The organism is Methanobrevibacter sp. AbM4 (genome assembly GCF_000404165.1).
Lineage (GTDB): Archaea > Methanobacteriota > Methanobacteria > Methanobacteriales > Methanobacteriaceae > Methanarmilla > Methanarmilla boviskoreani.
The window spans coordinates 1287762-1311740 of record NC_021355.1; the positions used below are offsets into that span (position 1 = coordinate 1287762).

Consider the following 23979-nt stretch of genomic DNA (forward strand, 5'->3'; position numbering starts at 1 on the left):
TTATACTTATTATTGTTTAAAAATATTTAAATTTTTCATATGAACTTATTTTTTGTGTATAATATCTTCAAGTTTATATTATTTAAATTCATTTTATATTTTTTCCAACTATTAAAATAAAATTTTTCCACTATTTTAAGAAAAAATTAAAACAAAATAAGTTATGATGAATATAAAAAAATATGATGTTAATAGCCATAATAAACATCATAATTAACATAATAACAAGTTAATTGGGAATTAAATTTCCAAATTATAATATTATCTTTATATTCCTATAACATAAAAAACTCCTTAATAAAAATAAAATTTAAGATAGAATAAAAAAAAGAGATATACAAATAATAATCTTAATAATAAGTTCAAATATATATCAAATAATAAAAAAGATAGTTTCATATCTTTAAGAAAAAAACTAACAATAAAAATTGGAAAAAATAGAAATAATAATTGCAATTATTAAAATAGTGCTAGATATAATTGCAATAATTATAAGTATTAAAGAGATAAATTCCCTTTATAATTATAATTTATTCTATTTTTCCTAATATATAAAATTGTCTAAAAGAGGTTAAAAAAATAAATATTATAATTCCAAGAATAATTGCTAAAATAATAGTATTAAGTATAATATCTTATTTAACAATTAAATTATAGTCAAAAAAGAAAAAACAATAATAATCATGTCTTTAAGAAAAAAATCAACAATATAAACTATTAAAGTTTTAATTTTAATTCTTCATTATTTATTTTAGCATAAATATCCTCTTTTAACCAATGATTTTTACAAGCTACATTATCTAACAATACACATTGTGGAGGAATTGATAAATTACTAGATTTCCATCCTCCAGAAATAAGATTTAATACACAAGTAATACCAATAATACTTAATTCTCCCATATCCTCTTTTTTTACACCCTTAAATGCTGTTGATTCATGAGATATTATATAAACTTCATGGTTTGGATTATTTTTACATATTTTATATACATTACAATGAGAATTACAAAATGAACAAATACGACCTAATCTACTGTTTTTTGCTTTACATTTACTATTATTAGAATTCATACATGATGGCAATATTAATGCTTTTCTTTTTCTTTTATCATAATCATCCTTAAATATTCTATTCATTATTTCTGCACCTAACATATTTAAATGATATTCAAGTTCATGACCATGATAAAATATAATATCTTCCTTCATTAAATGAGTATCTCTATTATTATTAAGATATTTCTCTAAGTTATTAGTATACTCACCAAGGTATTTTCCACTATTTTCATAAAACCATTTAGTTATTTTAAGACAATCATCTAAGTCATGACTAAAGTTTTTAAAATGAGGTATTTGATCTACATAGTCTCCTGTTGCTTCTAAAAAATTTATAAGTAGATTTAAATTTTCTTTATTTAAATTATTATAATTCTTCTTAAAAGGTTTAAATAAAAATTTTGTTAAAAGTTTACCTCTTAATTCATCAATAAAAAGTTTATCTTCAGGAAATGCCCTACGATATTCTGATAAATTGCTTAATGCTTTATGAATATTATTATTTAAATCCATTGCAGTTGTACCATAAATATACCAGTAAACTCCAATACACAATGCTTCCAATATTTCCTCATCATCTCTAAAATTAAATTTTCTAGAGAATTCTAAGAATTCATCACAAAAAATTTTTATTTTAATATAATAATCTTCATTTAATTTATAAGGAAAAATTATTTCATCCATTTACTTCACCTTAACAGAGTTCAATATAAATTTAGCATGTTCTTCTGATTCTTTAAACAGATTATCTATTGAACTTTGAGGAATATCATCATATTTTGCACAGATTTCTAATAATAAATAAATCGGAAAACTATAATATTCTTTAGCTAAAAATTTTGGATTAGAATCTTTACGTATAATACCTTTTTCTTTTAAAATAGTGAAAAATTCATTCCAAAAAACTAATGGTTTAACAAGAATTTCATTTTGGAAGAATAACCTTATAGTTTCATTATAATTCATTTGTATAAATATTAATTTCCAAATTTTTAAATTTCTTTTACTAGATAATAATTCTTTAAAAGCTTCAGATCCTTTATGATAAAATATCTCTGGATTTTCAAGTAATATTTTATTATCCTTACTTAATAAAAACTCTTTACTATTAAGTAATTCATCTTCTTTAAAGAGATTTGTGAAGTATTCAAATATATCCATTAATATTGCTTCTTTTGATGGATAATGACTATATATTGAACTTTTTTTAATTCCTACTTCTTCTGCAATTTCTCTAAGGGATACTGAATCATAACCTTTTTTTGAAAATTGATTTAAAGCAACTTCAAAAATTTTTTCTTTAGTATTCATAAAAAACAACCTACCATTCGTTAGGTATATTATTTTTTTAATAATATATAAAATTAATTATTTTAATAAATTTTTTAATTTATTAGAGTTTGTTGAAAACTATTTTTTATAAAAATTTAAACAATAATTAATGCTTTAAAATCAATTTTAAGAAAATTTATTCAAAAGTTTTTGAGGATTTCAACAAAGCTATTTATTAATAAACTTAAATAAGCATTTAATTAAATATAAATAATCTTTAAATAATCAAAAAAAATAAATAATAAAAAAATATTAAATAATAAACCAAAAAAGCAAGATAAACTAAGAAAATTAAGAATTAATAATAAAAAAATAAAACAAGTAAAATATATAAACTAAGTAAAATTTTAATTAAATATAAAATACCATTTATATTATTAAAAAAGTACAATTTCAAGAAATCTATTTTTTAATTAAAATTCTTTAAATGTAATTTATCAATTTATAAACTTTCTTTTATCCTTATTAAATCAAAATATTCATAATATCAATACATATTTATACCATGTAAAAAATATATTACATAGTAAAAAAATACTTTATAAATTAAATATTGTTTATTAATTTTTTAAATAAATATAAATTTTAATCTTTTTTTTAGAAAAAAATTTTAATAAAACTAAACTAAATAAAATACTTGATTTTATACAAAATAAGGTATTTTTAAGAATTTATTATAGTGTTTTTTAATTTTTCATTAAATATATGATTTACGAATACAAAAACAGGTAAAATTATGGGTGAAAAATCTATGTGGGCAGACCGTGCTGAAGGTAAAATCCTTGATAATGTAACTGAAGTATATCCTGGATTATATGTAACTGGTATGGCTGCTAATGCTGTTCATGGTTCCCAACGTATGGGGCCAATATTTGGTGGAATGTTATTGTCTGGTGAAGATGTTGCTAAAAAGGTAATAAAAGACTTGGAAAACAGATAATCTCTTAAAAAATATATTATATTTTTATATAATATATTTATTATCTTCCTATATTATTAAATCTATTTTTAGTCTAAATATTGGTTTTATTGAACTTTTCAGAATAAATTTATTCTAATTTAATGAATATGTTTATAAAAAAATAAATCCCCAAACCCTACTTTTAAAATACAAAACCAATAAAAAAACAATTTTTATAAAAAATAAATAATATTTTATATCTCTTTTACCTATCATTATATAAGTAAAACATTTTTTTATTTGGGTAGGTGAATAAAAATGATACGTGGACCTGATTTTAATGGTGATGGAAGGTTTGATGCTGAAGATGTAATGATTTATGATATTGTTACTGATGATTATGATCGTGATGAGGCAGAAAGAAGAGCAAAAATAGAAGAGGAAAAACCGAGTTATGATGTACCTAAGAAAGATGATAAAATAACTTCTGCTCAAGAGATAGGTACTGCAATAGGTAATGTTATAAGTGTTATTATAGCTTCTGTATTTCTTGGTTTTTTATTAATTATTCTTTATCTGGTTATTTCATTTTTAGTTAATGCTTTATGGTAATTATTTTAAAGCATGTTTAGGGCAGTATACAATATTTAATATATTATATGGAAGATTCGATTGAGTTTTTTAATTTTTCATTAAATATATGATTTACGAATTCAATAATATAAGGTGGACAAATAGATATATAAAATAATATTTTTATCTATAAGAAAATAGTAAGTTAATTTAAATAAAAAGAGTATTATAAAAGTGGAAAATTAGAAAACACAAAAAAAATAGGTAAAAAAAAGTTAATGATTAATCTTGGTCATTGTCATTTAATTTTTTCTTCTTCTTAAATATTTCTGATGCTTGATCCATTAATCTGCTGATTTCCTCAATATCTTCAAGAAATTCTTCATCAGTAAGTTCCCCATTATTATATCTCCTAGTTAAATCAAAAATTGGTTTATCATTAAAAGAACCTGGATCAGTGGTTAATATATTTTTTTTAATATGTTCTGGTATCATTTTCTTATCCTCCTAAACTCCATATATTCGTTTAAAATTGGATCATTAATATACTCATTCCACATTTTATTAGTTTGACCTATTTCTCCTTTATTGGCGTTTTTTAATTTTTCATTAAATATATGATTTACGAATATTAAAGAACAAATCAAAACTTAAATTTAAAGAAAAACGTAAACTAAAAGAATATAATGAACAAATAGAATTCAATGAATTACATATAAAAAAATCTAAAGAAGCATTATCTTTAGATGAAGAAAAAAGATACAAAGAATTATATTCAAAATTTAAAGATAAATTCAACCTCCCAGAACTAGAGCAAGCAAAAAATAACATTCAAAAAGAAGACACAAAATATGTGGGAGACACAGACAATCTAAAAAATTATAAACAATTTAAAGGAACAAGTCCTGATGGAATGTTACCTGGAAATGAAAGCATTGATAATTATTTCACTAAAAACGTTTCTACAACTGGAAAATATGATGAAATAATAAACAAATGGGTATATAAAGAAGGATATAAAGATATTCAATTTTATGATAAAACATTAAAATGGGATAAGAAAAAATTAAAAGAATGGATAAAAAATGAAAGTGACTTTAGGGATTCATCACATAGAAAACAGAAAGAAGAATATGAAAATATTTTAATTGAATGGGAACAATTCCATGAATTAATGAAAGAAGGTAAACTTAAAAAGAATATGGTTTTACATAGATCTCAAGAAAAATTATATATGGGTAACAATCCAAGACCTGGAGATGTAGTTACTTTGCCTTCTTATAGAAGTACATCTATTTCAAAAGAGGGAATGAATTATTATAAAGATAATGTTAAAGATTGGTGGGATTTATACATTTATGCTCCAGCAGGAACCAAAGGAGTATACATTTCACCAAAAGCTATAAATCCTGAAAAAAATAATAAATATATAAAACAAATGGAGACAATTTTAGGTCCAGATACTAAAGTAGAGATTTTAGAAATTAAATCGTATAAACGTGAAATTTACTTAAAAGTAGTGAAATAGGAAGTTATTTATATGGAAAGTGAATTAATACCTGGCTATGATTTTGAATATACTCTTGATGGAGTTTTAGCACCAGAATATGATGAACAACTACATAAAAAATATAAAATAGATAGAGGTTATCTTCATAAACATGAAGATGAATTATTGAATTTGGGTGATGTTTGCATAGCTTTCACACCAGTAATCTCAAAAAAAATAGGTGGACGTTTTATGAGAGATTTAGATGTTGATGGAAATGGAACATTAGGTTTATATCAATGGGTTAATCTTTTTGGAAAAATGTATGATTCTTATGATATTGAAAAGATCTATGAGGATGATGTTCGTATGGCTTTGGATTTGGTTAAAAAATATCCGGAACATAAAGATCTTGTTAAACTAATTGATGGGGAATAAATAATTATGGTTATGGAAGATATTAGTTTTGTAGGTAATGTTAGGGAAGATGAAATTGTATTCTCTGATTTTATTGTAAAAATAGATTTTGGGGATAAAAATTTTGTTGATGATTTTGGATTTTGGGAATCATGTTCTACACCTAATCGTAGGTGTAGGTTGTTTGATAGGGAAGGTAATCTTATTGAAGAAGTAATTGATGATAATCCTTATCAATTTGATGTTCCATATGATGTTTTTTCAGAAAATCCTGACATTATCTATTAATCATATAATTGTAATTATTTATTAATTACAAAAATTATTATTTTTTTTAGTTAAAAATATGGGGAGAATAAAGCCATTAAAATGAAGGAGTCGTTTTTTTCATGTCAAATGATATTGATTATATGGAGAAAGAGGAAATTAGATTTTCTGATTTTATAATAAAAATTGATTATGGTATTAAAGATCTTGATGATTTTGGAAATAGGGATTATGTTTACTCAACTCAACGTAGGTGTAGGTTGTTTGATAAGGATGGTAATCTTATTGAAGAGGTAATTGATGATAATCCTTATGAAAGAGGAATACCAGAAGAAGTTTTAAAGGGAGAAATTCCTCTAAATAATAAACGTTTTTTAAAAGATTAACCAAATTTTTTTTACTATTTTTTTGTGTTTAATAGCTATTTTTTTCTCTTTATTGTTTTCTAATTTTCCACTTTTATATGTTGAAGTAGGAAAAAAAGACACACATGTTCATATGATTTTTAAAAACCTCTTATTTAATTATTAAAAAAATTTTTATTTTTTGCATATTATCTCGTTCCTAAAAAATAAAGGGATTAACCTAAAAAAAATATATATTTTTTTCTATTTTTTTTACTTTTTTTCCTAATTTCACACTTAAAAAAATATTGGGATATTAAATATTTTTTTGTATACCTTTTTTTTATATTTTAAAAAATTGATTTTTGGTGATCATAATTATGGAATCACTAGAAAACATATCACTTAAAGGTGATGGGACTGATGAACTATTTTTTACTGCACCGGTAATGATTCCTGGAGAAGCAGACTGTGATTTTAACCGTGGTGAAAAACCTTTTACACCTGAGGAAATCCGTGAAATAGCTGTAGCTTATAAGAATTATCAGATTGTGGATAAGGAACATGAGTTTTTCCAGACTGGAGAAAGGGTTGGTGTTCCTGTTAAATCTTGGATTACTGATGAACCATTGAAGATTAAATATTTTGATGGGGAGGAAACCACCGTGCCTGCTGGTACTTGGATGGCTACAACGAAAATCACAGACCCTACCACTATTAGGCAGGCTTTGAATGGTGATTTCACTGGTTATAGTCCTACTGTTTTGAAGAGAAAGAGTGCAGATAAAATTAGTATGAAACGTAGTCAAGGTGATATTATACACAGTTTTATTGATGAGGATCCTGTGGGTTTCACTATAAGTCTTGTTAATAAGCCTTGCCTTCGTAAAGCTAAATTTTGTAAATGTGATAAGGTGAAAGATATGGATGATAAAACTTTTAAAGACCAATTAAGAAGTTTCATTGGTCTTGAAAATAATGCAACTGGAAATGTGGAGGTTGCTGAGAAATCTGTAGAATATGTTACTAAAGAAGAGTTTGATGAATTTAAAGAGGATTTTCTTGTTGCTATGAAAGCAGTTAGTAAAGTTTTTTAATTTTTCATTAAATATATGATTTACGAATAGTAACTTATTTTCTTTGTTTAATGTATTTTAGTTCATATTATTACTTATTTTTTTGGAATTATGTGGAAACTATTTATAACGGTGTTATAGATATTATGTTTCCACGATTTTAATTATAAATTTTAAATTAAAATATTTTTAATTTTTTAATAAATTTATCTTCTATTTTTTATTATTTTAACTTTTTTTTAAATATTTATATAAAAACTTTTATAGAAATCTGTATTAATTTTAATTTATATTCTACTTTATTTTATATTTATATTTTTATAATATCTATATTTTTATAATAATCTAGATAGTTTTACACATTTATATAAAAATATTATTATCTTAATATCTCTTAATTTTATTAAATATTCTATGTTCTATTTCTGTATACTTTTATTTCAAATATTTATTGGTTTAATTGATTTAGATAAATTTATTTATTTACTTTTTGTATATACTCTATTAATATATGTTTTTAAAAATTTAATTTAAGGAGGATATTATGAAATATTGTGTTTCTTTTGATATTAAATTTAAAACTAATAAAATAAATTTATTGAAAATAATTAAACATTATGGTTTTAAGAAGATTCATAGTTCATTATATTTTGGGGATTTAAATAAAGATGATCTTTTTGAGATGAAAACAAAAATTATGGAATATATAAAATTAGAAGATTGTATACTTGTTTTTCCTATATGTATGAATTGTTATAGTAAATTAGATTCATTTGGTAGGTTTATAAATTTTGAAGAAGAATTATATAAAATATATTAAAAGGAGATTTTATATGAAAATAATAATTGAAGGATATAATAAATCAATACATAAAAGAGATAATCAATTGTTGATTATGGAGAAAGAAATAGAAATTGATAAAGTTAATATTAATAAGATTGATGATATTACTATTGTAGGTAAAGGTTTAATTACATTTGATGCATTAAGATTAATTTCAAAAAATAATATTCCAGTAATTTCTATTGATTATTTTGGCAATATTGATTATTTGTTAGAATATCCTAATGAAACTAATATTTTTATTAAGAAAAGACAATATAAATTAAGTGATGATTATAATGGTTTGTATTTAGCACGTGAAATTATATCTGCTAAATTATTAAATCAAAAAGCATGTATTAGGACTTTAAATAAAAATAAAAATTTAGATCATGTTAAAGATAGTATTATTAAAATTGATGAATATTTAAATCAATTAAAAAATATGCGTTTTGGTCCAAATATTAATGTTGAAAATTCTAAGTTAAAAATCATGGGTATTGAAGGTAAAGCTTCAACAGAATATTGGTCTAGTATAAGTAAATTATTGCCTTCTAATTTAGGCTTTAAAAAGAGAATTAATAGACATCCTACAGATATTACAAATGCTATGTTAAATTATGCTTATGCAATACTTGCTAGTGAAGTTGCTAAAATTTTAGTTTTAAATGGTTTAGATTCTTTTTGTGGTTTTTTACATTTTGATAGGGATAAAAGAAATAGTTTAATATTTGATGTTATTGAAGAATTTAGACAACAAATCGTTGATAAAGTAGTTTTTTCTTTATTAAATACAAAACAAATTGGATCATCTGATCTTGATAATAGAAATAATACTATTAAATTAGATAAAAGAAAATTAATTGTTTCTAAAATCTTAGATAAATTAAATTCAAGAATAAAATATATGGATAAAAATTTAACATATTTAGAAATCATCGATTTACAAGTAAAACAGATAATTGAATATATATTAAATGGTACTAAGTACAATGGTTTTTATTTAAGATGGTAAGATTAAAATTTTAAAATATTATATAATCTTATTATAGATAATATTTTATTAAATAATAATCATTATTTTTATTAATGATTAATTCCAGTTTATACTTTGGAAATGGCTTTTTAAATGGATTATCCTTAAATCAACTATTTTTTTATACCGTATTTTTTGAGGTCACCTGTTAATTCCAATTTTATTAAACACCATACTAAAATATAAAGTATTTAATAATATTAGAAATATACTTTACAATAATATAATTTATTTGATTAAATTTTAATGTGAGAGTATGGTTAGTATAAGAAGGATATTTAAAAATTCAACATGGATGATGGCCTCACAGACCATCACCAATTTATGTGCATTTGTATGGACCATACTCATGGCAAGGTATCTAGGTACCTCTGACTTTGGTATTCTATCATTCGCCATTTCCCTTTCAACGGTGGTTGGAGTTCTGATGGACTCAGGTACCCAGACATATATTGTAAGGGCCATCTCCAAAGACTACAATCTCACCGAGAGATACTTTGAAAAAACGGTACCTCTAAAAGTGGTTTTAAGTGTCCTGATAATTATGGGTACGGTTCTTTTCCTAATTCTAACCGGAAGATCCGATTCCGTTGTCAATGTAAGTTTTATAATGCTGTGCCAATATGCTTTCCTAAGTATGAACGGATTCTTCTACGGGATATTCCAGGCATATGAGAAAATGGAATACCAGTCCATAGCCTCAGCATTGAATGCGGTGGTCCTACTCGTCATCGTGTTTCTAACGATATATCTCAATCTGGGATTGTATGGAATGGCATTCGGATATCTGATTGCAATGTTCTGTGCGTTCCTGTACATCTATTCAAAAATCGGCAATCTGAATTTCAGGCCACATTACAATTTCGATTATGGTTTCTCCAAAGAACTGTTAAAAGCGGCATTGCCCTTTGGCCTAACCGGAATATTCTACTCCATCTACTTTACAATAGACATGACCATGCTGCAATATCTGGCGACAAACGCGGCTGTAGGTATGTATAACGCATCCTATAAAATAGTATCATTGATTACAACATTCTACGCATTGTATCCGCAGGTGATATTTCCTGTGATGGTCAAGTTATTCGAGGACTCAGCGGACCTATTGAAGTTCTCCTATGAAAGGTCCATGAAATATCTGCTTCTAATAATCCTACCGATATGTGCAGGTGTCATACTATATGCGGAACCGTTAATGACCTTAATCTATGGTAGCCAATATGCAGGTTCAGGTATGATTGTGATGGTTCTGATGTTTACGATACCGTTTTTATTTGTGAATGGAGCTTCAACCGTTGCAATGAACTCATCCAATAATGAGGTGCTGGTTACCAAGATATATTGTGTGGCTGCAATTGTTAACGTGGTTCTAAATCTATTGCTCATACCACATTACTCATACTTAGGTGCAGCATTTGCAACGGTAATCAGTGAAATCATTATCTCAATATTGATGTTTAGGGTAACCCTGAAAACAGAGTATGCCCCTGGATGGATAGTCGTTAAAGATATCGTCAAACTGTTAATAGCTACAATTGTAATGTACATGGTATTGGATTACCTTAAAGTCAATATGTTTGCAGGTATTGTTCTGGGAGCCATAATTTATATTGTCATGATCTTTGCCGAGAGAACATTGGATGATAAGGATAAAAATATAATTAAAATTATTTTAAATAAAAAACAAGATTATTAATGGAAGTTTATTTAATTCCAATGAATTATATTGTCCAGAAAGTAAAGAATTGCATTTTATGAAAATCTGTGAAAAATACGGATATACATTCATAGCATAGCTAAAAAAAATATTTTATTAAAAGGAGTGGAGTTAATTTGACATATAAAGTATCTGTTATTATTCCAACCTATAATGCAGAAAAATCAATCAAACGATGCATAGACTCTGTCATAAATCAAACATTTGGATTTGAAAATATTGAATTATTGATTTGCGATGATAAATCAACAGATAATACACAGGAATTAATCAAAGATTATGCAAGAAAATATAATAACATCAAACCAATTTTTTTAGAAAAAAATAGCGGTCCAGGATATGTTAGAGGATTAACTATTGAAAATGCGACCTCACCATATATAATGTTTTTAGATAGCGATGATGCATATGAAAAGGATATCTGCGAAGTATTATACAATTCTATCCAATCAAATTGTGTGGATTATGTTCAGTGCAATTTTAAAATAATAACGGAAGATAAAGATATTACTTACAATGACGAATCATACTTTCCAGACTATCCGTTTATACCTGAGGAATATCCAAGGGCATACACACAGTCAATGGTTTGGGATAAAATCTATAAAACGAAAATTGTCAAAAATAAAAATTTAAAATTATATAAAACATACTTCCCTGATGATGGGCTTTTTAATATTGAATTTTTAGTAAACTCCAATTCAAAAATTCTGATTTTAAAGGATTACTACGGATATAATTATTATATCCACGATGATTCCCTTACTAAAAGCATACCCTATCGAAACATTGAAAAATATCCGAAAGGTTTAATAAAATTATCAGATTTACTTATTGAAAAACAGATTGATAGTAAACTCTATGATACAATTATCAACACTTTATATTATTATATATTATTTAATCTTACAATAACCACAGATTTAAACAAAAAGGACTATAAAAAAGAAATAGACAATGCATACGTTGCAGAAAAATATTTACCTATTAAAATAAGACCTACAATGAAATGGACAAGGATTTTAAATGAGTTGGTTATGAAAAAAAGATATAGTCTAGTTAGATATTATTGTAAAACAATCAATTCATTAAGTCAATCAAAAATCTTATTAAAGATTTATAGAACAAGAATAAATAAATTCAACAAAGGTTAATTTATAATTTTCTTTTGTATTTAAAACTTTATTTATAACAATTACCCAAAAATAATCAAAGAATAATTAAAGGCAGTATAATGACTAAAAAAACAGAAGTATATGTAATCACCCATAGTCCAGACGACATTGTAAATATCAAGGAGGATGAAATCTACAAACCCCTATTTGTAGGTCGAAACGGTCAAGACAATATGGGATTTTTAAGTGATGACTCCGGAGACAATATCTCCAGTAAGAATCCGGCATACTGTGAATTGACCGGTCTTTATTGGATGTGGAAGAACTCCGATGCGGATATTATTGGTTTAGTTCATTACAGACGTTACTTTGCAAAAAGAAAATATGGTAAAATATTAGATAAAAACGATTTGGAGGAAATCTTTAAGGACTATGATATAATCCTACCTAAAAGAACCACATCCCTATTCGATAACGTTTACGAGGACTATGCACATTGGAACTATGCACAGGATCTTGATTTGTGTAGGGAGATCATTGAGGAGACAACTCCAGAGTATTTAAATAGCTTTGACAAGGTTATGGAAGGAAACTCACTTTACTACTATAATATGTTTATCGCTCCAAAATATGTGATTGTAGGTTACTGCCAGTGGATTTTCCCTCTTTTATTCGAACTTGAAAAAAGGGTAGATTTAAAGGGTTACGACTCCTATCAACAGAGAATCTACGGATTTCTAACCGAAAGATTGTTTGACGTATGGATGGATATGCAGGATTTAAAAGTTAAGGAATGTGAGCTAAAGGTAATTGGAAGAAGGCTGAATTTTCATATGTGGATAGCTAAACGTTGGATTACCAGGTTTGTATATAAAAATATCTATGTTGGACTTCTACATAAAAGTAAAAAAAGATAATGATTAACTATTTTTTAGGGAGATATTGATTTGACTTATAAAATTTCTATAATTATTCCTACTTACAATGCAAAAAATTATTTAATGACTGCTATTGATTCTGTAATTAATCAAGACTTTGGATTTAATAATATTGAATTAATTCTAGTAGATGATAATTCAAATGACGGAACTAAAGAAATATTAAAAGAATTATCAAATAAATATGAAAATATTGTCCCAATATTTCTTAAGGAAAATAGTGGATCCCCTTCTAAACCTAGAAACATTGGAATTCAAAATGCTAGTTCTGAATATATAATGTTTTTAGACAATGACGATTATTATTGCCCTGATTTTTGTAAAACAATGTATAACACCATCACAAAATACAATGCAGATGTTATTTCATGCAGAAATTATGATTATATCAACGGAGAATTTAGAAAATTCCATTCTATTTTAGATAAAAAAGATGAAATAATCGAATTAAATTCAATTGAAGAAGATACTTCTTTATTAACAGTTACATCTATGCTTATATGGAACAAAATATATAAAAGGAAATTTTTATTAAAAAACAATATTATTGTTCCCATTGGTACATTATATGAAGATGTTTATTTTAATTTAAATGTTTATATTAATGCTCATTCAATTGTCTTCTTAAATGATTTTTATGGTTATGTTTATAATATAAGATTAGATGAAAATAATAAATCCACCTCACAAGATTTTAAAGAATCAAATTTAAACAAATTTTATAGAGGTTTGAAAAATATTTTTAATTTATTAGATAAAGAAAACAAAAAATTTGATAGTTTCGAAGCTGAAATGTTAGTAGGATTTAGTAAATGGTTAATAATGACTCCTTCCAATAAAAAAAACAAATTAAAAATGTTTAATGATTTTAAACCACATTATAAAAAATTTAATGTTTTTACTAGATTAAATCACATCTCATTAATCAATAATATTATCATAAATATACTAATTAAATTCATTTCTTTAAATGATAATTGTTTAAAACTTGTTTTAAAATTATATAATGTTATTTCATAATTATTCTACTTTTATAATATTTAATATTATTAATTTAAACAATATAATTCATTTAAAATTAATTTTTATATTGAAAAACAATGATTAAAATAATTTTTAATAAAAAAAAGCACCAATAACATTAAATAAAAATAAAACATATTTAAATTCATTATATGAAAAAATACAAGGCCGATTAAAATGATGAGTGAACTTGAAAAGCTTAAAGCTGGACTTGAATACTGTTATGATGATGTGGAAATAGCCAATATTAAAGAAAACGCCATGAAACAGACAGACATATATAATAGAATACCTGCAGAGGATACCGAGGCACAGCAGAAACAATTGAAAAAGATGTTGGGAAGTATCGGCGACAAGGTGGAGATCATGAGACCATTCCAATGTGATAACGGTAAGAACATCACAATTGGAAACAACTTCACAGGAAACTATAATCTTGTGATTCTCGACTGCAATAAGGTAACCATTGGAGACAATGTAATGATAGGACCGAATACCCTAATCACAAGTGTCGGCCACCCCATATCACCAAAAGGAAGAAGGGAACATCTAGGCGTAACCGATCCCGTAACAATAGGAAATGATGTATGGATTGGTGGAAATGTCACAATCCTACCAGGGGTTACAATAGGGGATAATGTCGTAATAGGTGCAGGAGCCGTAGTTACAAAGGACATTCCCGACAATTCACTTGCAGTGGGAGTGCCTGCAAGGGTTATAAAAGAAATTGAAAATGATTTAGAGGAGTAAAACCCTTTTAAACCTAATTTTTTTATGATGTTTGAAAACACAAAAAAACCACCTCTTTTTTAACGATTTATGAAAAAACAGTTAAAGTCTTAAATCAACACCAGAACATAATTTTAAAAAAATAGCTGATTCTATAGAACCACATACTCATTAAATTAAATATTATAAAAATTAAAGTATAACCATATTTAATCAGATTAACAAAATGTTCAGTGGTAAAATGTCATTTTTAAAGACACCTATAGAATACATTCCATCCGACCCGTTTTCAAACATATCAAGAAGGATTCCAACTAGAAGAATAGCTTTTATTGATGAGCTACGGGCCTTAAGTATAATGAGCCTTGTTTTGATAAACACGTCAACATTACTCAGCAATAAGGGAGTCTTCACCTATGAGGAATATGTCCTGTTTTCAACCATGGCCTTTGGTGTGCCGATATTCTTGATGCTTCTTGGAACATTGATGCTCGAGAGGGACTATTACGACGACATCCCCAAGTTTTTAAAAGGCAGGTTTATGCACATCATACTGCCGTTTCTACTATGGAATACGGTCATAGCCATAGTCTACACCTATTATCATGGAGATCTAGGTCTTAGCATGTTTGGTCTTACCGCACTTTTCAAGACCTTCCTACTTCAGCATTGGTATGCATGGATGTTAATAGGGATATATCTGTCACTGCCTATCCTCAATTCATATATCAAGGAAACGAAGATAGGTGGCGCAGAATATTTTCTGGTGTTGTCATTTCTTGCGGTGGTTATCTACCAGGCCCTGGAAATCTTTAACACACCGACATATTTCAACCTGACCTTCTTCATAGGTCCCATAATATACCTGTTTCTAGGATATTACCTGGACCATAAGGAATTTAAAAGCGGCCCAAATAAAATGATATGGATAGGTTTGATATTGTTTCTGGCCACAACCGCATTTATCGTATACTTTGATGTCTTCCACCAAGGCTTCCAGAGGACACTGTTCCTACACCACTACAACTTTTACACACGTTCCTATATGGATGTGAGTCTGGTCATTATACTGCAGGCTGCAGGCGTATTCCTATTCTGGAAGTATATCAATTTTGATAGTACCGAGGGAATATTCAAAAGATTCGCGCTATTGTTTAAAAAACCACTGATCAGTGTTGGCATTAAGTCAATAAGCAGGTCCTGCTATGGCATCTATCTAACCCATCAAACGATGCTACTTATAATATTCCTGCTTGTGGATGTTAATTACTTCAACGCATATTATTGGACATTCATACTTGCATTTCTAACCTTTGTAAGTAGCTGGGGCATAATCACGGTTTTAAGAAAGATAGGCATACCTGGTTATTATATCGGTTATGATTAAATCCGGACATTTGAAGATAAAACTTTAAAATTATTCCGGATATACCCCTTTTAAATCAAATTTTAAAGATTAGCCGACATAATGTTAAGCCCAATTTAAATATTATAAACCACATTTAAACTAATTATATAAACCACCATTTACAAAGTTTAATTACTTAGTTTTTAATAGATAAAATACTGATTTTTAGTTAATCTGGTTTTCGATAATATGGATATAGTTTCAACCTTACTTATTGCAGTCGCACTTGCCATGGACGCATTTAGCGTTTCACTTACAAAGGGCTTTACACTTAAAAATATAACCTTAAAACAGATATTATGGTTTGGAGTATTCTTTGGCGGTTTCCAATCGTTGATGCCGATACTTGGATGGACCTTAGGTGTACAGCTTCAGCTAATCGTATCAGAGGTAGCCCCATGGATTGCATTCATACTGCTTGTTCTGATTGGAGCAAACATGATCCGTGAAAGCTTCTCTGATGATTTGGATGATGACGAGGACACCTTCTCCTTTGCTGAACTAATCCTTCTTGCCGTTGCAACAAGTATTGATGCATTTGCAGTAGGTGTAACCTATGCGGTTTTAAAGATAGACATTCTAATACCTGTAATCATAATCGGTCTTGTTGCATTTATATTTACAATCATCGGTATTTATTTAGGTAAGAAGATTGGGGACTACTTTGGTGACAAGTTCGAAATCCTTGGTGGTGTGATTCTAATTCTTCTTGGATGTAGAATACTACTTGAGGGTCTTGGATTCCTATAACACCTAATAACAAATTAAAAAAAATAACATCAATTTATTATTTTTTAATCACATATTACTGATTATATACTATTTTTTTTCAATTTTTAACCTGTTTAAATCAATATCAAGTAAAATATGCACATGAATGATTAGATCTTCAGGAACATGCTTTAATCAGATTTTACTTATTTTATAAAGACCATCTTTCACAATCCAGGAAAGCTTTATATATCAAAATACACAAAACCTTAAAATGTAAAATATTTTTGACATGATTTGGAAAATATATTTTAATCAGATTTTGCTTATTTTATGGGAACTATTTTTCACAATTTAAGAAAGCTTTATATATTAGGATATACCAAATCTTAAGATGTAAAATATTTTTGACATTTTATGATTATACAAATTTTATCAAAATCAAGGTTATAAAAGTTAATATAGTTGTAAATAAAGATATGAATATAATTTTAATTTCAGGAGTGAATTTATGAGTTTTGATATAAGGGAATCCGTAATAATTTTTCTTAAAGGATTATTTATGGGTTCTGCAGATATTATTCCAGGGGTATCTGGAGGTACCATTGCATTGATTACCGGTATCTACGAACGTCTGGTACATGCGATAAGTAGTATTAATTTTACTTTTATGAAACCTCTTTTAAAAGGAGATTTCTCAGGCTTTAAAGAAAGACTGTTATATGAGATAGACTTTGAACTGTTCATACCATTGCTTCTAGGTATAGCTGTTGCATTCCTATCACTTGCAAAACTAATCAGTTACCTGCTTGTTGCACAGACCGCAAACATATTTGCATTCTTTTTAGGATTAATTTTAGCATCCGCATATATCCTATATACCAAACTGGACGGATTAAACTTCAAGCTGATAGTTACAACCGTAATTGGAATAGTGTTATCATATATCTTTGTTGGTTTAAATCCAATAGCTGCAAACCATAGTCTAATTGTAATATTCTTCTCAGGAATAATAGCTATATGTGCAATGATTCTACCAGGTATATCAGGATCATTTTTATTGTTGCTTCTCGGACAATACCAGTATATGCTAAACTGTTTAAGCAATCTAAAAATTACGGAAATGATTGTATTTATTGTCGGTGCGGTGATTGGTATTTTAGGATTTTCAAAAGTCTTAAACTATCTACTTGAAAATCATGAATCAATTACAATGGCATTCTTGATTGGTATTATGATTGGAACATTGAGACTACCAGTAGATAAGATCACAACCAGCATCAGTGGTTCATGGATTCCATGTGTAGTCCTTGCAATCATAGGTTTTGTTTTAATAATAGTTATGGAGAAAAAATTTAATTATATTGAAGATTAAACCCTTCTTATAATTAATTCATTATTAATTTTTAAATACCAACTGTCTTCTAGTCCAATTCCCTTTTTTTAAGCAAAAAACAATATTAATTTTTAAATATTAACTGTCTTTTAGTTTAATTCTCTTTTTTAAGGAAATAGTATTATTAAATTTTAAATATTAATTATTTTAGTCCAATTCCTTTTTTTTCAAGCAATTCAACACATCATTGATTATTCTGGAATGATTTTTTTATCTGATAACTGTTCTTTGATTATTTTCATATTTTAATTAGTGTTAATCAATCTTGTTTAAGTTGAAAATTAATATTAAGCAATTAAAATAGCTGAAATTTAAGAGCTATTTCTGATTAATCCCTTGATATATAAATCGGCCCATACCATGGTGATGGTATTTACCACCAATTCACCTAGAACTATTCCAAGCCATGCGCCATATACTCCCCAGTCTAAATAGATTGATAAGAATACCGCAAAAGCCAATGTGAAAATGGTTTCCCTTAAGATTGTTTGAAACATTGCGGTAATGCCCTTACCTACACCCTGAAACACATAGGTTGATGTGGCACCGTAACCCATAGTCGGGAAAAAGAAAACGATGCATAACAGAAATGCGATTAGGCTTCCGTTTAGTCGTTGACTTGTACCTCCATAGGTAAATATAGCCACAATCTGAGGCGCAAATATATATACAACAACGGCCGCAATCAGACCAAATAGAATACCCATCTTTACGGAGTATCTGTGGGCTATCCTAATGTTCTCATAGTTTTTTCTACCATAATTAACACCTACAACGGATACGAGCGCCGTTGCAATGGCAAGTATCGGTGTGGTTGCAACGGTAACCACCCTCCAGCCTGTTGAATATACCGCAACCGCATCGGTTGTTCCGATATATGCAAGAAGCATTGAGAATAAGGCTGCAAATACCGCATTATTTATCAGTTCGAGACTTGCAGGAAGTCCTACCTTTAGGATATCCCTTGTAATATCCAAATCAAATTTAAAGTTACCGATGAAAGGTTTGAGATAGGTGTCCTTCTTAATATAAAACCAGTACATCAATATCAAGTTTACAAACACCAGTGAGATTACGGTGGCAACCGCCGCACCCCTAATTCCAAGATTCAAACCATAGATGAATATCGGATCCAGAATGATATTTAGAATTGAGGAGAACAGCATTGCATACATAGTCCTGTTTGAGTCTCCCTCACCCCTTAAGACACCATATAATGAATTGGACAATATGATAAAGACAGAACCTAAAACGATTATATATCCATAGTCCAGACTGTAACTAATCGTGTTTCCAGCACCTATAAAGATCAAAATAGGCTTTAAAAATACTAAAAGGATTACTGTCGTGATTATTGAAATAATTAAAGTGATTAGTATTGTATGTATGGATCCGTTATCTGCCCTATGTTTATCGTCCTCACCGATATACTTTGACAATGCTGAGGAAGAACCTGCAGCCAAACCATTTCCAATACCTAAAAGGGCCGTGAATATGGGCATTATGAATCCTACAGCCGCAAGCTGATTTGCACCTAAACCAGATACCCATATAGCATCTATTAGATTGTATAAACTGGAGATGAAAAGTGAAATGATTAAAGGAATGGAAGTGTTCCATAAAGCTTTCTTGGGATCCCCCAGTAGAATATCCACTCCTTTTGTATTATCCAATGTACCTACCATAGTATAGCCCTAATAATTTTATTCCACATAAATTTTAAAAATAGTCAACCCTTTAATAATCCTCAAACTTCTATAAAAACTGATAGATTAAAACTATTCCCTACCCAATATTGAAATTATTCTTTATCTGATTATAAAAGAATTTAAAGGAATATTGAAAATTCAAGAAGCCTTAATTTTTATAAAATAAATTAAAAACCATTCCATATAAGATTATAAAGGAATCTAAAGTAATTATTAAAATCTAATAAAATAAAACACTACCTAAATTTTAAACATATGCATAATATCTTTATATTCTTTTTAATTAAAATAAATTTATTAAAAACAGCTGAAATACTTAAATTCTATAAGCTTTCCACAGATAATGGAAACAATGCATAATCACAGAATCAGCCTAATACCCTTAAGAACTGATGCCTTTAAAAAGTCCAACCGTCATATCCAATTTCAACATTAAACCATATGATATACAGTATTTTAAGGTTTATTATTGATATTATTCAGATTTTAGCCGGCTGGTTTTCTAGTTTAATTGAATTATTAGATTTAAACCCAGAACTTTTGGATTAGAAAAATAAACCAAATCGATTTATATATAAAATAATATAATTATTATTAAGATTTGAACTAGTAGAATCGATATAGAAACTAGACAATTAATTAATAAAACCGATGATGTTTATGAAAATCTGTCTTTATGGTGCTGGAAGTAAGAACATTGCCGAGAAATACAAGAAAGAGGCATATGAATTAGGAAAGGAAATAGCTAAAAGAAACCATCAACTGGTCTATGGTGGAGGAGACACCGGAATAATGGGTGCCACCTCAAGGGGTGTTATCGACAATGGTGGAAAGGTTCTGGGAATTGCCCCGGAATGGATGACCGACTATGAGGGATTATGTAAGGATTGCAGCAGGTTTATACATACAAAGACCATGGATGATAGGAAAACATTATTTTTAAAACATTCAGACGCATTCATCGTTGCACCTGGTGGCATAGGCACACTTGATGAATTCTTTGAGATACTTACATTAAGAAGACTTGAAAGACATGACAAGAAGATAGTCATCTTCAATAGCCACGGATTCTACAACCACCTGCTTTCAATGATGGATTTCCTATTTAATGAGAAAGTTTTAGTTGACAATATATATGACATGTTCCATGTAGCCAACAGTATTGATGAGGTATTTAAATATTTAGAGGATTGATTAATTAAATCAATTCCAATCCTATTTTTTATATTTAGATTAATCAATCAAATAATATTTTAAATCAAAATGCTACTTTTAAAATTTCAATTTTAAAGAATACCGATCAATACATTATTTATAATCAAAAATGCAATCTAAATAAAAAAATTATAACATCTTAATAAAAAAATCAAATATAGCAAAAATGAAAAAAGAATCTTAAAGTTTAAGGTTCGAAAATTTCAAAAATAGAGATAAAAAGAATTTAAGGTTAAAATATCTTTATTTAGACATATTCTACTTTATCATAGTCCAAATCGGACAAATCATGTCCATCAGGCTTCTTATCTGGCACACCTAATGATAGAATTCCAACTATTCTGTATTTCCCGTCAAGATCAAATAATTCCCTTACGTAATCCTCGGAATTTTTATTGGTTCCTGTTTTTCTTAGATGTATTTGAACCCAACAGGATCCGATAGCCTGCTCCTCAGCCATGAGATTCATATAGCTTAATGCAATAGAGGAATCCTCAATCCAGGTATCCGCCTTATCAGAATCCGCATATACCACTATTGCGGTATTTGCACCTTTAAGCATTTTGGAACCTGTTCTTTTAGATTTGGATAACTTATTTAATGTTTCCCTATCCTTAACCACCATAAAATTGCATGGTTTTCTATTACGGCTTGTAGGTGCAAGAAGACCTGCCTGTATGATCTTTTCCAGTTTCTCCTCCGGAATATCCTCATCGGTATATTTTCTAATACTACGTCTGTTTTTCATCACATCGATCAATGACATTTTATCGACCTTACCTCAGTTAATAATTAAATATACATTTCACACATTTATAGATTTTTCTACATTTAATGAAATTACAATCCTTTTATAGATAAAATAGGGATTTTTGAAAATTAATTAAAAGAAAAAAAATCAGAAAATCTGAAAACAAAGACGATGTAATCTCCAATATAAAATTAAAAAGTTAAAACCTATTTATAAATCAAATAAAGATTAAAAAAAAAAATAGAATAGATAAAATAGATAAATAATAAAAAATATTATTAGGATTTAAAAAAGTCAAAAAATAAGGCTATTTATTTAAAAAAAAAGAATTTTTAAATAAAAAAATAAAAGAATTGAAAAAATTTAGTTTAATAGGTTTTTACCGAATTCTTTAACTTGAGCTAACTGATCATCTTTTTCCTTAATAGCCCCAGGAACATTGTTGTCAGATAATGATAGGATTTCACCCTGGTTAAAACCTAACATGACGAAGTTGCCCATTTGTAGATCTAATGATGGCTTGAATGATTCAGCAGGAGCAACACCATTACTGGTAATGAATGATACGGTTTTATTTCCGAATTCCTTCTGGTATTTTTCACTCATAAAGAATGCATACATCCTATCCATAATGATTTTAGCCTGTGCAGTAAAGTCACTGAAATAGATTGGGGTTCCAATTACAATGGAATCAGCTTCCTTAATGTCATCATAAATAGCCTGCATATCATCCTGTAATGCGCATTGTGCGTCATGTTCCTTACAATAGTTATCCCCCTGGCAAGGACGAATGTTTAATTTGTTGGTGCTTACTATTTTGGTCTCAGCACCGCCATCAGCTGCCTCTTTTAAAGCAGTTTCTAAAGCGATTAAAACGTTACTATCATTTCTTGGACTAGCGTTAATACCTAAAATCTTCATAATATCACACTCTAAATTTATAAAAAAAATATTGGTATATTTAAATTAATCAATATGTCATATATTATTATATTTTAAGATAATATAAAGATTCCTTATAAAGAGCAGGATATTAGATGAAATTAGTAAAAGTTAATAGATTAGATAAAACTTAGATAGTTAACTTTCTAAAGCAAGGAAAATCCAACCAATAATAGGCATAAGAAAATAAGATAAATAGGACAAATAAAAAAAACTGATTAAGAAAGCCGAAACATAGCAATAATCAATAAATCCCCTAATAAATTAAAATAATAAAAAAACTAATTAAAAGCCAAAACAGGAACAAAACAATGAATCGGATAAATTAGAACATTAAAAAAATCCGATAGATTAGACCAATATAACTGGCAAAATAAAAAAAATTATAAAAAGATAAGCCTGATTTTTAAAAATTAATCATATAAATCCATATAAAAACTCAAGGGTACACCTCATATATTTACATAATGATTTACCACAGAAACAAGACAATCTGGAGAAAAGTTACAAGTAATTACCCGTCCTTTAGCATACTTTAATGGCAACCCTTCCTCAAAAGAAAGACATTCAATAATTGATTCCAATGTAATTATTAAATATTCTGGAACCTGTGAAATATTCCAGCATATTCCGAATCACTGTTTTTACTTTTTCGTGATGCCTTAAAACTATAGGTTTCACCAGAATCCATGCATTCAACTATTCCTGTGATTATTTCTTCTGAAATTTCAGAGACATTTTCTAAATCATTTATATTGTTTATTTCATATTGAATCATAATACACTCCGCAAGCCACCAAATGTCCATTTTATAGATCATAATAAACAGTCATAACATTAAATAATTTAAAGCCTGTAACCCATATAAAAGGACATAAACACTCATTTTAGTCTATTTATATACTACAATTTTTTTAACCTCAACATTAGTTCAATACAGCTTTTTAAAAAATTAGCCAATCATTGAATTTCAATTCACTTAAAATTTCAAAGAGGTAACTTCTCCTA

Annotated in this window: 24 protein-coding genes and 1 pseudogene; 18 read left to right on the top strand and 7 right to left on the bottom strand. The window is 27.5% G+C overall.

Features of this window, described 5'->3' with window-relative positions:
* Positions 1-717: 717 nt before the first annotated feature.
* Positions 718-1743: a DUF116 domain-containing protein gene (locus ABM4_RS09130; protein WP_016358657.1), complete on the bottom strand. Its 1026-nt coding sequence runs from the start codon at positions 1741-1743 to the stop codon at positions 718-720.
* Positions 1744-2370 carry a TetR/AcrR family transcriptional regulator gene (locus tag ABM4_RS05335; protein ID WP_016358658.1) on the bottom strand — a complete coding sequence of 209 codons (627 nt, stop codon included), beginning with the start codon at positions 2368-2370 and terminating at the stop codon, positions 1744-1746.
* A 748-nt stretch (positions 2371-3118) separates the two neighbouring features.
* Between ABM4_RS05335 and ABM4_RS05340 the strand changes: the two are divergent.
* A pseudogene (locus ABM4_RS05340) lies at positions 3119-3331 on the top strand (ribose 1,5-bisphosphate isomerase); the annotation flags it as partial.
* Between the two features lie 279 nt (positions 3332-3610).
* A complete protein-coding gene (locus ABM4_RS05345) occupies positions 3611-3904 on the top strand; it encodes a hypothetical protein (RefSeq protein WP_016358659.1) in 294 nt (97 codons plus the stop codon).
* Positions 3905-4147: 243 nt separating this feature from the next.
* Here ABM4_RS05345 and ABM4_RS05350 read toward each other — a convergent pair whose 3' ends face one another.
* Complete coding sequence (locus ABM4_RS05350; RefSeq protein WP_016358660.1) at positions 4148-4360, bottom strand: hypothetical protein; 213 nt, start codon at positions 4358-4360, stop codon at positions 4148-4150.
* A 358-nt stretch (positions 4361-4718) separates the two neighbouring features.
* On the opposite strand from ABM4_RS05350, the gene ABM4_RS05355 reads away from it, so the two are divergent.
* From ABM4_RS05355 to ABM4_RS05425, 15 genes are all read left to right on the top strand, one after another.
* Positions 4719-5393: a hypothetical protein gene (locus ABM4_RS05355; RefSeq protein ID WP_016358661.1), complete on the top strand. Its 675-nt coding sequence runs from the start codon at positions 4719-4721 to the stop codon at positions 5391-5393.
* A gap of 12 nt (positions 5394-5405) precedes the next feature.
* A complete protein-coding gene (locus ABM4_RS05360; protein WP_016358662.1) occupies positions 5406-5792 on the top strand; it encodes a hypothetical protein in 387 nt (128 codons plus the stop codon).
* 6 nt (positions 5793-5798) lie between these two features.
* The gene (locus tag ABM4_RS05365) at positions 5799-6059 is read left to right on the top strand and encodes a hypothetical protein (RefSeq protein WP_016358663.1); all 261 of its coding nucleotides are present in this window, start codon (positions 5799-5801) and stop codon (positions 6057-6059) included.
* 101 nt (positions 6060-6160) lie between these two features.
* The gene (locus ABM4_RS05370; protein WP_016358664.1) at positions 6161-6424 is read left to right on the top strand and encodes a hypothetical protein; all 264 of its coding nucleotides are present in this window, start codon (positions 6161-6163) and stop codon (positions 6422-6424) included.
* A gap of 338 nt (positions 6425-6762) precedes the next feature.
* Positions 6763-7479, top strand: a complete 717-nt coding sequence (locus ABM4_RS05375) for an XkdF-like putative serine protease domain-containing protein (protein WP_016358665.1) — start codon at positions 6763-6765, stop codon at positions 7477-7479.
* 523 nt (positions 7480-8002) lie between these two features.
* Complete coding sequence (gene cas2 / locus ABM4_RS05380) at positions 8003-8278, top strand: CRISPR-associated endonuclease Cas2 (protein ID WP_016358666.1); 276 nt, start codon at positions 8003-8005, stop codon at positions 8276-8278.
* Positions 8279-8291: 13 nt separating this feature from the next.
* A complete protein-coding gene (gene cas1 / locus ABM4_RS05385; RefSeq protein WP_016358667.1) occupies positions 8292-9296 on the top strand; it encodes a CRISPR-associated endonuclease Cas1 in 1005 nt (334 codons plus the stop codon).
* 319 nt (positions 9297-9615) lie between these two features.
* Positions 9616-11013, top strand: coding sequence for a flippase (locus ABM4_RS05390; protein ID WP_232216547.1), 1398 nt, complete (start codon positions 9616-9618; stop codon positions 11011-11013).
* A gap of 137 nt (positions 11014-11150) precedes the next feature.
* Positions 11151-12188, top strand: a complete 1038-nt coding sequence (locus tag ABM4_RS05395; RefSeq protein ID WP_016358669.1) for a glycosyltransferase family 2 protein — start codon at positions 11151-11153, stop codon at positions 12186-12188.
* Positions 12189-12268: 80 nt separating this feature from the next.
* Entirely contained in the window at positions 12269-13066 is a 798-nt protein-coding gene (locus tag ABM4_RS05400; protein WP_016358670.1) for a DUF4422 domain-containing protein, read from the top strand.
* Positions 13067-13096: 30 nt separating this feature from the next.
* Positions 13097-14107 carry a glycosyltransferase family 2 protein gene (locus tag ABM4_RS05405; protein ID WP_016358671.1) on the top strand — a complete coding sequence of 337 codons (1011 nt, stop codon included), beginning with the start codon at positions 13097-13099 and terminating at the stop codon, positions 14105-14107.
* Positions 14108-14287: 180 nt separating this feature from the next.
* Positions 14288-14860 (top strand): sugar O-acetyltransferase, encoded by a 573-nt coding sequence (locus tag ABM4_RS09160; RefSeq protein WP_016358672.1) that lies wholly within the window; start codon positions 14288-14290, stop codon positions 14858-14860.
* Between the two features lie 220 nt (positions 14861-15080).
* Entirely contained in the window at positions 15081-16226 is a 1146-nt protein-coding gene (locus ABM4_RS05415; RefSeq protein WP_052312814.1) for an acyltransferase, read from the top strand.
* Between the two features lie 210 nt (positions 16227-16436).
* On the top strand, positions 16437-16997 hold the full coding sequence (locus tag ABM4_RS05420; RefSeq protein ID WP_016358674.1) for a manganese efflux pump MntP family protein: 561 nt from the start codon (positions 16437-16439) through the stop codon (positions 16995-16997).
* Positions 16998-17520: 523 nt separating this feature from the next.
* On the top strand, positions 17521-18333 hold the full coding sequence (locus tag ABM4_RS05425) for a DUF368 domain-containing protein (protein ID WP_048201039.1): 813 nt from the start codon (positions 17521-17523) through the stop codon (positions 18331-18333).
* Positions 18334-18665: 332 nt separating this feature from the next.
* Here the strand turns inward: ABM4_RS05425 and ABM4_RS05430 are convergent, their stop codons facing one another.
* Entirely contained in the window at positions 18666-20039 is a 1374-nt protein-coding gene (locus tag ABM4_RS05430; RefSeq protein WP_016358676.1) for an MATE family efflux transporter, read from the bottom strand.
* A gap of 684 nt (positions 20040-20723) precedes the next feature.
* On the opposite strand from ABM4_RS05430, the gene ABM4_RS05435 reads away from it, so the two are divergent.
* Positions 20724-21257, top strand: a complete 534-nt coding sequence (locus ABM4_RS05435; RefSeq protein WP_016358677.1) for a TIGR00730 family Rossman fold protein — start codon at positions 20724-20726, stop codon at positions 21255-21257.
* A 268-nt stretch (positions 21258-21525) separates the two neighbouring features.
* On the opposite strand, the gene ABM4_RS05440 is transcribed toward ABM4_RS05435, so the two are convergent.
* From ABM4_RS05440 to ABM4_RS05450, 3 genes are all read right to left on the bottom strand, one after another.
* Complete coding sequence (locus ABM4_RS05440) at positions 21526-22044, bottom strand: nitroreductase family protein (RefSeq protein ID WP_016358678.1); 519 nt, start codon at positions 22042-22044, stop codon at positions 21526-21528.
* Between the two features lie 348 nt (positions 22045-22392).
* On the bottom strand, positions 22393-22950 hold the full coding sequence (locus tag ABM4_RS05445) for a flavodoxin family protein (protein WP_016358679.1): 558 nt from the start codon (positions 22948-22950) through the stop codon (positions 22393-22395).
* A 613-nt stretch (positions 22951-23563) separates the two neighbouring features.
* The gene (locus ABM4_RS05450; protein WP_016358680.1) at positions 23564-23749 is read right to left on the bottom strand and encodes a hypothetical protein; all 186 of its coding nucleotides are present in this window, start codon (positions 23747-23749) and stop codon (positions 23564-23566) included.
* Between the last annotated feature and the right edge of the window lie 230 nt (positions 23750-23979).